This is a genomic window from Pseudoalteromonas sp. 4NS20-0020 (genome assembly GCF_057554385.1).
In genome coordinates, this window is sequence record NZ_BAAJMI010000001.1 from 706,712 (window position 1) to 718,797 (window position 12,086).

General features: G+C 39.5%; 10 protein-coding genes and 1 other RNA gene. 5 read left to right on the forward strand and 6 right to left on the reverse strand.

What is annotated here, in order from left to right; genetic code table 11:
* The first annotated feature begins 69 nt into the window (after positions 1-69).
* A complete protein-coding gene (gene rnt, locus AC27JL_RS03260; RefSeq protein ID WP_487194787.1) occupies positions 70-753 on the forward strand; it encodes a ribonuclease T in 684 nt (227 codons plus the stop codon).
* Here the strand turns inward: rnt and AC27JL_RS03265 are convergent.
* Positions 737-2,362 (reverse strand): flagellar assembly protein A, encoded by a 1,626-nt coding sequence (locus AC27JL_RS03265; RefSeq protein ID WP_487194788.1) that lies wholly within the window; start codon positions 2,360-2,362, stop codon positions 737-739. The two genes, rnt and AC27JL_RS03265, sit on opposite strands and share 17 nt — an antisense overlap.
* Before the next feature lie 267 nt (positions 2,363-2,629).
* Here AC27JL_RS03265 and ssrA point away from each other — a divergent pair.
* Positions 2,630-2,986: a transfer-messenger RNA gene (gene ssrA / locus AC27JL_RS03270) on the forward strand.
* 95 nt (positions 2,987-3,081) lie between these two features.
* Here the strand turns inward: ssrA and AC27JL_RS03275 are convergent.
* From AC27JL_RS03275 to mnmC, 4 genes are all read right to left on the reverse strand, one after another.
* Positions 3,082-4,140, reverse strand: coding sequence for a hypothetical protein (locus tag AC27JL_RS03275; protein ID WP_487194790.1), 1,059 nt, complete (start codon positions 4,138-4,140; stop codon positions 3,082-3,084).
* A 470-nt stretch (positions 4,141-4,610) separates the two neighbouring features.
* On the reverse strand, positions 4,611-5,246 hold the full coding sequence (locus AC27JL_RS03280) for an SDR family oxidoreductase (RefSeq protein ID WP_487194791.1): 636 nt from the start codon (positions 5,244-5,246) through the stop codon (positions 4,611-4,613).
* A 171-nt stretch (positions 5,247-5,417) separates the two neighbouring features.
* Positions 5,418-5,747: a hypothetical protein gene (locus tag AC27JL_RS03285; RefSeq protein WP_058428578.1), complete on the reverse strand. Its 330-nt coding sequence runs from the start codon at positions 5,745-5,747 to the stop codon at positions 5,418-5,420.
* Between the two features lie 59 nt (positions 5,748-5,806).
* On the reverse strand, positions 5,807-7,816 hold the full coding sequence (gene mnmC / locus AC27JL_RS03290; protein WP_487194792.1) for a bifunctional tRNA (5-methylaminomethyl-2-thiouridine)(34)-methyltransferase MnmC2/FAD-dependent 5-carboxymethylaminomethyl-2-thiouridine(34) oxidoreductase MnmC1: 2,010 nt from the start codon (positions 7,814-7,816) through the stop codon (positions 5,807-5,809).
* A gap of 178 nt (positions 7,817-7,994) precedes the next feature.
* Between mnmC and fabB the strand changes: the two genes are divergently transcribed.
* Positions 7,995-9,206, forward strand: a complete 1,212-nt coding sequence (gene fabB / locus AC27JL_RS03295) for a beta-ketoacyl-ACP synthase I (RefSeq protein WP_008126923.1) — start codon at positions 7,995-7,997, stop codon at positions 9,204-9,206.
* A gap of 71 nt (positions 9,207-9,277) precedes the next feature.
* On the opposite strand, the gene AC27JL_RS03300 is transcribed toward fabB, so the two are convergent.
* A complete protein-coding gene (locus AC27JL_RS03300) occupies positions 9,278-9,646 on the reverse strand; it encodes a hypothetical protein (RefSeq protein ID WP_006793331.1) in 369 nt (122 codons plus the stop codon).
* A gap of 50 nt (positions 9,647-9,696) precedes the next feature.
* Between AC27JL_RS03300 and AC27JL_RS03305 the strand changes: the two genes are divergently transcribed.
* The gene (locus AC27JL_RS03305) at positions 9,697-10,242 is read left to right on the forward strand and encodes a GNAT family N-acetyltransferase (RefSeq protein WP_487194793.1); all 546 of its coding nucleotides are present in this window, start codon (positions 9,697-9,699) and stop codon (positions 10,240-10,242) included.
* Between the two features lie 139 nt (positions 10,243-10,381).
* A complete protein-coding gene (gene ggt, locus AC27JL_RS03310) occupies positions 10,382-12,055 on the forward strand; it encodes a gamma-glutamyltransferase (RefSeq protein ID WP_487194794.1) in 1,674 nt (557 codons plus the stop codon).
* The last annotated feature ends 31 nt before the right edge of the window (positions 12,056-12,086 follow it).

Consider the following 12,086-nt stretch of genomic DNA (forward strand, 5'->3'; position numbering starts at 1 on the left):
AAAGTCCCTAGCCGAACGGCACCTACTTTTGACATAATAGAAGGCTTATACCTACAAACCAAGAATACTATGGCAAATACTGAGCAAACCCTTTTCGCAAAACGCTTTCGTGGCTTTTTTCCTGTTGTTATTGATGTTGAAACTGCTGGTTTTAACAAAGAGACAGATGCATTACTTGAAATTGCAGTCTCTGTTTTAAAAATGGATGATGACGGGTTGCTTAGCATAGATCAAACAGTGCATTTTCACGTTGAGCCGTTTGAAGGCGCAAATATTGAGCAAGCAGCAATTGAATTTAACGGAATTGACCCATTTTCGCCATTACGAGGCGCAGTCGCAGAAGAAGACGCCATTAAAGAGATTTGTAAGGTGGTGCGTAAAGCGCAAAAAGCAGCAGGGTGCCAGCGTTCTGTTATTGTGGCGCATAACGCCGCGTTTGATCATGGCTTTTTAAATGCGGCTATTGAACGCAATAATATAAAGCGCACACCGTTTCATCCATTTGTGAGCTTTGATACAACAACGTTAGCAGGGCTTGCTTTAGGCCAAACAGTATTAGCTAAAGCTTGTCGTGCAGCTGGAATTGAATTTGATAACAGTCAAGCACACTCGGCACTTTACGACACAGAACGCACCGCTGAATTATACTGTTTAATTGTAAACCGCTGGCAAGAGCTGGGCGGTTGGCCGCTTGCGCCACTCGATGAAAGTGACGATGATGAAGCCGCCAAGGAAGCTAAAACGACTGAGTAATTTTACCCTCAGATAATCTTACGAAGTGGGGGGGATAAATACGCGAAAACTGTTTTGTTTCTTTTGCTATTTTAAGCTCCACACCAGGGTGCATTAATTCGTTCACTTTTAAGCGGCTAGAGGCTAATAGCTGGGCTATTTTTCTTTTTACGAGTGCTTTTTGTTGCTTAACATGACGAGAGCGGGCATTCACTTGCTTTTCGTTAGCCGTAATTTTATCAGTAAATTGCTTGCGCTGAGCAGGGTTAGTTATTTTCTCTGCTTTAGTTCGCGCATTTTTTAAATCCAGTAATTTAGTACTTAATACCTTTTCAAAGTCGTTAATTTGGCTTTGCTTATCACGCAGTTCAAACCAATTTTGTGCTAAAAATACACGCGTTTTAGTACCAGCAGGCGCACCTAATTCACCTGTTTCAATACGCATTGCATCAAATATATTACCACCAATAATTTTGCCACGAGGGTTATCGGCTTTGCCAACACGTATTAAACGTTTAGCTGTTAGGTCACAATGTAATACTTGGCGCTCTATGAATAAACTTTGTTCAGTCTTAATGTCACAATATTGAGCATAGCCTATAGAAATTGTACGCTTGGCTGAAATACGGCAAGTAAATGCTTCTTCGTTTTCACGGTTTCGGCCTATGGCACCTAATACAATAGTTACAGCACTTTCGCTTTGCACAATCCCTGATTCAACAAAGCCTAAAACAGTAATGTCACCTTTCGCTTTTACTCGCATTCCGTCTTTTATATCGCCACTAATAATTACACTGCCGTCAAAATCAATGTGGCCTGTACTTACATCTACATTATCGAAACATAAAACGTCGTCAACGCGCATTCCACGTGGCAGCGCAACAGGAACGCCTTTGCAATCTGCAATCAGTAAATTAGGGTTTGTTGGGTCTATTTTTGTCCCTTCAAAGGGTTGTAGTTCAAGTTCTTTTCCTGGCGAAGCAGGGATAATATCGCCAAACACCGTGTATCCGTCTTCACCCTGGGTGGCGGCTATACGTTGCATAAGAGGAGTGCCCGGTTTAACAGTAATGATAGCCCCAAGATCTTTCATATCAACTTTACCGCCAGCAGTTGCTTGCGGGCTTAAAACGCGATCTTGTGCTGTTGAACAAAGGCGAACAAATTTAGCATCGCTACCTTCTTTTGGATTGCGGCCATGGGCTACAATAGCGCTATATGCCACACCTGAAGCTTTTTCAAACTGTTGGCCTAAAAAACTATCAAGCGCACGCGGACTAATCCCTTTTTTTACACCTGCTTGGCTAAGCGCCTCTTGCGCATCTTCCATTGTTAGCAGTGATCCACCTTTAGCTGTAGTAATAGTGGCCTCTGCAACCATATTCTTTTCATCAATATTAATAGCGATAGTGGCATCCACTGCTTTAGCAATCACCAAAGATACTTCTTTGTGGTTTTTAGAAGGCGCAAAAAGTTTCCCGATATTAGCTGTAATAGTTTCATACTCGCCAAATTCAGATTGTTCAAACATTTCAATTAATTGAGTGCTTGTGACCGGAAAACCGCTATCAATAGGATGTTTAATTAAAGAAACACACCCTGTATTTTTATCTAATGAAAAAACCGACATTTTAAATCCCTACTTCTTATGCCTGTTATTATTCTTAACCTTTACAGTTACAACTAAACCTTTAGCACTAGCTGGCTAATCCCTTATTTGAACACAGGTTTACCATATTGTTAAGTAAATGTTTACTGTAGCTAATACATTATTGCTAATTTGGTTGCTAAATATGCAGTTAGCCTGTGTAAATCAAATAAAGCGTCATTAAGCCTTGAGTATCATCACTTTACTCAGTTATACTGCTTGCACGCTCTGAATGAGTTTACTAATTCAGGGGCTGATTAGGATTCGACGGAATTCAAGAAGCCCAAGGTGCATGTCGAGGTGCGGTTTGCCTCGTAAAAAAGCCGCAATCTAAAGTAATCGCAAACGACGATAACTACTCTCTAGCAGCTTAGGCTGGCTAGCGCTCCTTCCATGTATTCTTGTGGACTGGATTCTGGAGTGTCACCCTAACACCTGATCGCGATGGAAACCCTGGCCGGGGTTGAAGCGTTAAAACTAAGCGGCCTCGCCTTTACTTACCGTGTTTGTCCGGGATTTAAAGGTTAATTAAATGACAATACTAAACATGTAGTACCGACGGTCGAGGCTTTTCGGACGGGGGTTCAAATCCCCCCAGCTCCACCAATAACGGTTTTTAAATTCGTTTGTTTAAAAACCCTAAAAAACCCGCAACTTGAGCAATCAAGTTGCGGGTTTTTTTATGTGGTTAATAAACGCTATTATGATTCTCTTATTGTGCGTAGCTTCATTTTTATCACAATGATCATTAATATAAGTAGTGATAAAACACTAATTGATAGCGTTAAGTTAATTACGGCGTTGTTGGGCTGATTTACTTTAGGGTGTGCGTTGCCATTTTGCTGTTGCCTAATATAACGCTGGCTTATCCAGTCTACGGCGTTGATCCATTGTACTTTATTTGGATCTGTATTATTGAGTGTACTCATTGTATGTGCGTCATTATTTAAACTTTTTGCTAAATTAATGAGTTGCAACCAAAACGCATTTTTCTCACCCAAGTCGTCTATTTCTTGCAGGCGAAGGTTTAATTTTTCGCCTCCCATTTTTTCAATATTAGGCTGCTTTACACTGTCGGCATAGCTATTAATTAATAGAGAAAACCGATTGAACTGCTCGCTATCGTGGCTTTGCTGTGCATTATTATTGGCACTCAAATTCGTTTTTTGTTGATTACTAACTACCTTTTGCTCAGTTATGTACTGTTTGTAATCTTGGTAGGTTAAGCCAATTATCGTGTTACTTTGTGATTCACTCATTGTATTTGAAAGCAAATTATAGCTAAGAGTAAGGCCCGTAATTGTCATAACTAACAGGGCTATATAGCAAAGATAGAGTAGGCTTTTTAGTGAAGATCGCTGTAGCTTTACTTTGTCGTTTTTGTAACGCGTAATTATAGTTTGTATAGAATTAGTTTTTTTCTGCAGTAGTGTACGTTTTGAATTAGACGCTTTATGTTCTTCTGCATCATCATGTTTTGTTAATTTTTTTAACGCTAAAGGATACTGCTTTGCTGTAAGAGCGGTAGATTGATGCAGTTCAACTCGTGTTATTAAGCCCATTTTTTTTAGTGACGATTCTGCTTTAACGGCTTCAATACTCGTTAGATCTTTTTTTAATGCGTAAGATTTACCATCAAACAACTTTATAGCAATAGTGTGGGGAATATTTAAAAATTGGCTAAGTTGTTTTTGTACCAATGAAATATCGGCATGTTGCTGTAGTTGGCCATTAAAAATAATTTTAAATGTAGCGCTCACTTTAATTCCTTTGTTTTCATTTCCCTTAAGGAGCTTTTTTATCTATATACATAACATAAACTTAACAGATTAAGGCCCTGTTTTCTATATTCCTCACTAATGATTTTTTATTAATAATTTAATGTGCTTAAACTTAATACAGTAAAGTGACTTTACGAGAAGAAAATTTGAAAGAAAGAGTGATAATAGGTTAAGTTTAGGTCACAGAGCGCTGCTCACTAGGGGCTTATCGTGAAGGGATTCTATTGCTAATTTATTAACTCTTATAGGCAATGCTTTGGTTTGCAGTTGTTGATGTGGTTAGAGGGTAAATTGTTTGGGGTAGCCTTATGGCTGTTGTGGCGTATCTAAATGATTTGTTCTTTTTGAATTAAATATTAGCAGCTTGTTTTGAGTGTCAGCTGTTTAGTTAACTTGCTAATAGTTGAAAGTGTTGCCCCATTAACGCTTTTGTTAATGGAGCACTTTGGCTATTTAACCGCAGATTTAATGGCAGTATCACCGTCAAAAAGTTCAAAAATACGGTTCTTTTCAAACGAATTGGTTGCGATATGCAGCAGTGCATTGGCTACATTTTCACGACTAATTTTAGCCTTATCTTGGTCATCAGGGCGCTGTGTTGTCACTTTCATTGATGCGCTTTCATCAGTGAGCGTGCCCGGGCGAACAATGGTGTAATTTAAACCACTACCGGCAAGGTGTTCATCGGCCATGTGCTTGGCAACTAAGTATGGTTTTAAATCACTTTCTATTGCGTCAGGGTTATCTGCACCTATTGAGCTGACCATAATAAAGTGCTTAACGTTATTATTTTTTGCGTAATTAGCCGCTTTTGCTGCAGCCCATAGATCAATTAATAGTGTTTTGTCGTCGCCTGTGCTTCCACCGGAACCAGCCGCAAAAATTACTTGATCACAACCTTTAACAGCCTCACTAAAATCACCTTCTAAATCTTGCTCTACAATATTTAAAAACGGGCTTTCTAAATCACTTAGCTTAGTTTTATCACGAACAAGGGCGGTAACATTTTGTTCGTTCTTAAGTAATAACTCCGTTGTCATTTTACCAATTTGACCACTAGCGCCAATAATTAAGGTCTTACTCATAATTAACTCCTTTCACTTGTTAGTAAATGTATTTGCTTACAAGTAGACCTTGGGCTTAAAAATTGTTTTTAAAGGGCAAAAAGAGACATTAACGTATTAATTATAAAAAGTATTTAATATAAAAAGAGCACCTTAACTGAGTATGAAAATGAGTGGTTATATTTGTGTTTTTTATAACGTTTTTTCAATCATTATACTCACTTCGGTAACATAGTTACGGTGGTATAAGCTAATACGTACCTTACGATTTTGGTAATTGTAATAAAGGGTGCGGTAGTTTTCACTGCCGGTTATCTTCAATGGGTCACCTAATTGTTGCTGATAAAAGTCTGTAATGGAGGAAATAGACTGCGTTAAATACCCAGTTTTAACAAGTGGGTATTCATCAGTTACTTCCATGGTTGTTACAAACTCATCTGGCACTGCAATATCAACAACATTTATGGCAAGTGTTTTAAACGAGGTAAACAATAACAGCGATAGTATAATTAGTTTTTTCATTGTGACTCTTTAAGTTCCTTTTATTGAGAACAGTTTACCCAAATAGTGTGCTTTGTCATTTATATTTTATTACGAATTAAATCTCTTACAATAAAGCGAGCGGGGTGTATAGCTTGGCTTACTCGCTCGCTGAGTGGGCGCGGCTCGTTTGCTAAGCAGCTAATAAAATGTTCAGCACACAGTGGTGCGCTGCACAAGGCACGAGCTCCAAAGCCGGTAAAAATATGTAGCCCTTGTTGAGGGTGATTGAGAGGCAAATATTGATAACGCTTACCCAACCTAAGGTTTGCAAATGCATTTGTATAATCGCTTTGTTCACACCATTGCCCAGCCATTGGCAAGTGGTCGATGAATGTGCATCTTACTGCTGCTTTTGCAGAGCTTACTTTTCCTAACGTTGTAGCAAAGTCGCTATGATCGTAAAAGTTTATGAGTTGAGCACGGTTAGTGTGGTTATCCTCATCTGAAACATGGCGGCTTTTACTGTTTTTATCAAATGTAGCGCCCATGCAATGATGGTCTAAATAAGCTGGTGTAAAGTAGCCTTTATGGCAAAGTACCGTTTTAAGCTTTCGAGATTCAGGACTTGCTTGAACATGCGATACTTGCCCGCGCACGCCTACAATAGGAAGTGATTTTGTTTGCTCAAATGTGTCGCTGTGCTCACCAGCGCAAATAATAACATCGCTAAATGGGCCAAACTGTTGATTATTGCTTGTTAAAACCCAGCCGTTTGCTGTTTTTTCTATGTTTACTATATTGCAATTAAAGTGGCTGTTGTGGGGCATTAGCTTATTGGCCGCGCCTAGCATTGCATTAACGAGTTGTGGTGGATTAACCCAACCACCTTGTTCAAAATAAACACCGGGGTACCCAGTTTGAACGCCGGCTATTTCATCGCCTTGCTCTGCGGTTACGTTTTGCATAAGTTGCTTTGGCCAAAGTTGCTTTTGAGCAAGGTTTTTGTGTTTATCAGCAAGGGGCTTTTTTACAGCATGCTGCAAAACACCACACCATTGGTGATCAAAGCTAAATCCATCATTTAATAATTGCTGGTAAACGCGCTTTGCGTATAAAAAACTATGCGCAAAAAGTTCACTATGCGGTGAATCTTTAGCTTGTAAATGAGGATACACCGCGCCTTGCACATTATGTGACGCACCCATGGCAGGCTGCGGGTCTTTGCAGAATAATTCAGCGTTTATACCGCGTTTAGCAAGGCTGTATAAAATACAACTACTGGCTATACCGCCGCCAATAATAGCGACGTTATTAAGTTTACTATCGTCTTGATTAAAGTAAGGGGGGGCTGATTGAGCCTTGTTTGCATGAGGTATTTGGCCAATTAGCATGTCTCTTTTTTTGCCAAAGCCTTTGGTTTTAATTGTATCAAACCCGGCTTCTATTAAACCACGACGAACAAAACCTGCTGCTGTAAACGTAGCTAGAGTTGCCTTTGCCTTTGAAATGTCAGCCATGCTATTAAATAAGCTTTGCTGCCACATTTCAGGGTTTTTGCTTGGGGCAAACCCATCTAAATACCAGGCATCTACAATCCCTGTTTGTGGGTAGCTCATTGTATTAATAGACGCGAGTGCATCGCCAAAATGTAAGTCGAGGACAACACGTCCGTTGTCAAACTCAAGTCGGTGACACCCTTGTAAATTAATAGGGTAATGGTTGACGAGTTTTTCACTTAATTTTTGTAATGTAGGCCACGCTTGAAGCGCTTTGCTTAAATCGTTAACTTTTAATGGGTATTTTTCAAACGAAATAAAGTGAAGGCGCTTTACACCTTTATCTAATTGATTTTGTGATTGTTGACGTGCAATATGATCGTTAAAGTGTTGCCATGTATTCAAAAAATTTAACCCAGTACCAAATCCTGTCTCTGCTATTACAAAGTGGGGTTGGTCATGAGTTTGTAATCGAGTTTCTATATTATTTTGCTCATAAAACACATAATGCGATTCGGCAAGACCGTCGTCATTCGAAAAATAAATATCACCAAAGTCATCAGCAAATGGTGTACCTAAATCGTTAAAGTGTATATGTGCGTTTTTAATCATAATTTTTAAATTTACAAAATATATTTTTCATTATTTTACGGGTTTTCTTTGTAATAGTCTGGCGTTATTTATAAGCTAGCAGTTCAGAGTACAAGTGTACGCTAGAAAGCTGACCACTTAAGTGATTAAATTCGCGTAAAATAAAACGCAATTAAGTATTAAGCTAAGGGAATCACCCATGAGAAGAGCCGTAATTACCGGTATCGGTGTTGTATCAAGCATTGGTAACAACAAAGAAGAAGTTTTAGAGTCATTAAAAACAGGTAAAAGTGGTATCGCTTTCAACCAAGAGTTTGCTGACTACAACTTGCGCAGCAACGTATCAGGTAAAATTGATATAAACGTTAAAGACCATGTTGACCGCAAAGCAATGCGCTTTATGGGTGATGCTGCTGCGTACTCTTACATTTCGATGACTCAAGCAATTGAAGACTCAGGGTTATCAGAAGAGCAAGTATCAAACGAGCGCACGGGTATTATAGTTGGCTCTGGTGGTGGTTCATCTAAATGGCAAGTAGAAGCCGCCGATATTTTACGTGAGAAAGGCGTAAAGCGTGTAGGCCCTTACATGGTGCCTCGCACTATGGCCAGTACAACTTCAGCATGTTTAGCGACTCCTTTTAAAATAAAAGGGGTTAATTATTCAATTAGTTCTGCATGTGCTACGTCGGCGCATTGTATTGGTAATGCGGTTGAACAAATTCAACTTGGCAAGCAAGACGTTGTGTTTGCTGGTGGCGGTGAAGAACTTCACTGGACGCTTGCTATGGAATTTGACGCAATGGGTGCACTTTCTACTAAATACAACGAAACACCAGAAAAAGCATCGCGCACTTATGATGCTAACCGTGATGGTTTTGTTATTTCTGGCGGTGGTGGCATTGTAGTTGTAGAAGAGCTAGAGCATGCATTAGCACGCGGCGCACATATTTACGCTGAAATAGTAGGGTATGGTGCTACATCTGATGGGTACGATATGGTTGCTCCATCGGGTGAGGGTGCTGCACGTTGTATGCGTCAAGCAATGCAAAATGTAGACAGCATTGATTATCTTAACACGCATGGCACATCAACACCTGTGGGTGATGTTAAAGAGCTTGGTGCAATTCAAGACGTATTTGGTGGTAACTCGCCCATGATCAGTGCGACTAAAGCAATGACGGGTCATGCTCTAGGGGCTGCCGGTGTGCATGAAGCCATTTTCTCTTTGTTAATGCTTGAGCATGGTTTTGTAGCACCGTCTATTAATGTTGATGAATTAGACGAGCAAGCTGAAGGTTTAGATATTGTTACTGAACGCAAAGATGTAGAGCTAAATACAGTGATGTCTAACAGCTTTGGCTTTGGTGGTACAAACGCCACTTTGGTAATGAGCAAATACAAAGCTTAATTACCTGCATTTGTTTTTTTCGGTTAAAAAAAGGTAAGCCACAATGGCTTACCTTTTTATTATAAAGGGAGTTATTCCCCCTTACTGTGTTCTTCGCGAGCTTGCTCAATTTCGTCTGCAATTTCTTGGGCTTTTTGCTTGGTTTTTTCTGTTAATTCACCTGCGGCTTCTTTACTTTTTATCCATGCATCGATAGCAATTTCCTTTCCATCGTCGTACATATCTAAGCCCATGGCTTTGCTTTGTTGAAGTAACTCGTTTAACGACTCATCATTTTTAAGATCGTGTGTTGTTTCTTTTACTTCATTCCAGGCATCACCTAGTTTTTCTTGCATTTGAGCGCTTTTTTCTTTTGTTTCTTCTTTTACTTCTTTAGCGTCTTCACAACCGGTTAAAGTAATTAAAGTGCCTAATAATGCTAAACCTGCTAATTTGTTCATATGCTATCTCCTCAAGAGATTAATAGTTAATTCCAGATAATTATAGAGTAATGAAAATGAACGTTCCCGTAACAGAGCGGTTAAAGTTTAAATTAATGAACGAGCATGATTGGCAACAACTATATGAGCTTGATCAAGACCCTGCAGTAATGCAATTTTTAACGCGTGGTGTGCCTACAACTAAAAAACAAATTAGAGATGAGGGGATACCGCGTATGCTTGCATACCGCAATGCTAAAAAGGGTTGGGGGCTTTGGTCTGTGACAACTAAAGACACCAATACATTTATTGGTTGGGTCCTTTTAAGACCTATGGATTTTTTTAGTGAACAACCAAACTTTAGTGATATTGAAATTGGTTGGCGCTTTAAACAAATAAGCTGGGGACAAGGGTATGCAACTGAAGCCGCGAGAGCATTATGCGCAGAGCTCACCAAACAGCCTGATGTTAATTATATTAGTGCAAGTGCGTTAGCAGATAACATAAGTTCTATAAAAGTAATGAAAAAGCTTGGACTAACGTTTGTCAAATCTTACACGCATACTGATGAGCAGGGTGACTTACCTGCTGTTTTATATTCTAAGCGCCTAAAGTAAGACTAAAATCTGCACCCACAAGGATTGACCTAGCCATAAATGCTGTGCATAAATATGGGAAGGTTATACTGCTTATTATTTTTAACTTAACTTTTAAGTGAAACTTCCAACAACTAAAACAATAATTTAAGGACGTTATATGGGCTTATTTTTTTCGCCAACCAAGCTAGTGATAACGAGTGTACTTGTGTTTCAATTCAGTGCATTTCATGTAGCAGCCAAGCAAGTTGCGCAAAGTGCTGTTGCTATGCCTGACTCGTACAGTGCTGATACGGCTAAAAATATATTAGAGCTGGGCGGAAATGCCGTAGACGCAGCTATAGCAGCACAGTTTGTATTGGCTGTAACCCTGCCTGAAGCGGGTAACATTGGTGGCGGCGGATTTATGCTGATCCAAAAAGATGGCAAAAGTGATTTTATAGATTACCGAGAAACGGCTCCAAGCGATGCACACCGAGACATGTACTTAGACGAACAAGGCAATGTAATACCTAATAGATCTATCTATGGCATACACGCAAGTGGTGTACCTGGCAGTGTTGCGGGTATGTGGTTAGCTCATAAAAAACACGGTACGGTAGAATGGAAAAAATTAGTACAACCTGCAGTTACTTTAGCTGAGCAAGGTTTTATTGTGCCACCAAAATTGGCGCAAGGGGTTAGTAATTACATAAGCTATTTAAACGAGCAACAAATAGATGTTAACTTCGAAAAATATTTTGCTGGTTTAAAAGCCAATGAAAAATTTGCACAACCTGAGCTGGCAAAAACATTAAAGCGAATTCGCGATGATGGGCAAGCTGGGTTTTATGAAGGCGAAACAGCCAATATTATCGAAAAATTTATGCGTAAGCATGGCGGTATTATTACCAAAGCTGATTTAAAAAACTATACGGCTAAGTCGCGCACACCATTAAAAGCAAGTTGGAACGGGTATGAAGTGCTTACTTCGCCGCCACCCAGTTCAGGCGGTATTGCAATTTTACAATGGCTAAAAATGTATGAACTGCAAAAACTAAATAACGAAGTGGCTCATAATTCGTCGTCTTACGTGCATTTGCTTTCTGAAATAGGTAAACGCGTGTTTGCAGACCGAGCAGAGTACTTAGGTGATCCTGACTTTTTTGATGTGCCAGTAAACGCATTAATCAATGAATTATATTTAAAAAAGCGTATGGCTGATATCTCATTAACAGCGATTTCAACAACCGAAAAAATAAAGCCCGGACTGAAAGAAAGCGAACAAACCACACATTTTTCTATTGTTGATAAAATGGGGAATGCCGTAGCAAATACCACAACTATAAACTTAGGGTTTGGTAGTGGGGTTGTAGTTGAAGGCGCCGGGTTTATTTTAAATGATGAAATGGACGACTTTAGCGCAAAACCGGGTGTTATGAATGCGTTTGGTGCGTTAGGTGGTAAAGCTAATGAAATACAGCCACATAAACGTATGCTTAGCTCCATGACACCGACCATTTTATTAAAGGATAACACAGTAAAAATGGTAACCGGCTCACCGGGTGGTACAACGATTATTAGCTCGGTTTACCAGTCAATTTTAAATGCAATAGAGTTTAATATGAGTGCAGATCAGGTGGTTAACGCGCCTCGCTTTCATCATCAGCTGTGGCCTAAAAACGTTATACGTGTTCACGAAGGGTTAAATGATGCGGTAAAAGTAGAGCTTCAAAAAATGGGTTACACAATTGACGAGCGCCACTTTGGTGACATGCATGTGATTATTAATAAAGATGGGGAATTAGATGCTGCGTCTGAAAATTCAGGAAGAGGTAAATCAATCGTTTTTTAACTAATTAAAATTAGATTTATAAAACCGCTCA

Excerpts from the sequence above, each read along its gene's own strand:
- rnt (WP_487194787.1), top strand. The coding sequence starts at position 70 with ATGGCAAATACTGAGCAAACCCTTTTCGCAAAACGCTTTCGTGGCTTT.
- AC27JL_RS03265 (WP_487194788.1), bottom strand. The coding sequence starts at position 2,362 with ATGTCGGTTTTTTCATTAGATAAAAATACAGGGTGTGTTTCTTTAATT.
- AC27JL_RS03280 (WP_487194791.1), bottom strand. The coding sequence starts at position 5,246 with ATGAGTAAGACCTTAATTATTGGCGCTAGTGGTCAAATTGGTAAAATG.
- AC27JL_RS03285 (WP_058428578.1), bottom strand. The coding sequence starts at position 5,747 with ATGAAAAAACTAATTATACTATCGCTGTTATTGTTTACCTCGTTTAAA.
- mnmC (WP_487194792.1), bottom strand. The coding sequence starts at position 7,816 with ATGATTAAAAACGCACATATACACTTTAACGATTTAGGTACACCATTT.
- fabB (WP_008126923.1), top strand. The coding sequence starts at position 7,995 with ATGAGAAGAGCCGTAATTACCGGTATCGGTGTTGTATCAAGCATTGGT.
- AC27JL_RS03300 (WP_006793331.1), bottom strand. The coding sequence starts at position 9,646 with ATGAACAAATTAGCAGGTTTAGCATTATTAGGCACTTTAATTACTTTA.
- AC27JL_RS03305 (WP_487194793.1), top strand. The coding sequence starts at position 9,697 with ATGAAAATGAACGTTCCCGTAACAGAGCGGTTAAAGTTTAAATTAATG.
- ggt (WP_487194794.1), top strand. The coding sequence starts at position 10,382 with ATGGGCTTATTTTTTTCGCCAACCAAGCTAGTGATAACGAGTGTACTT.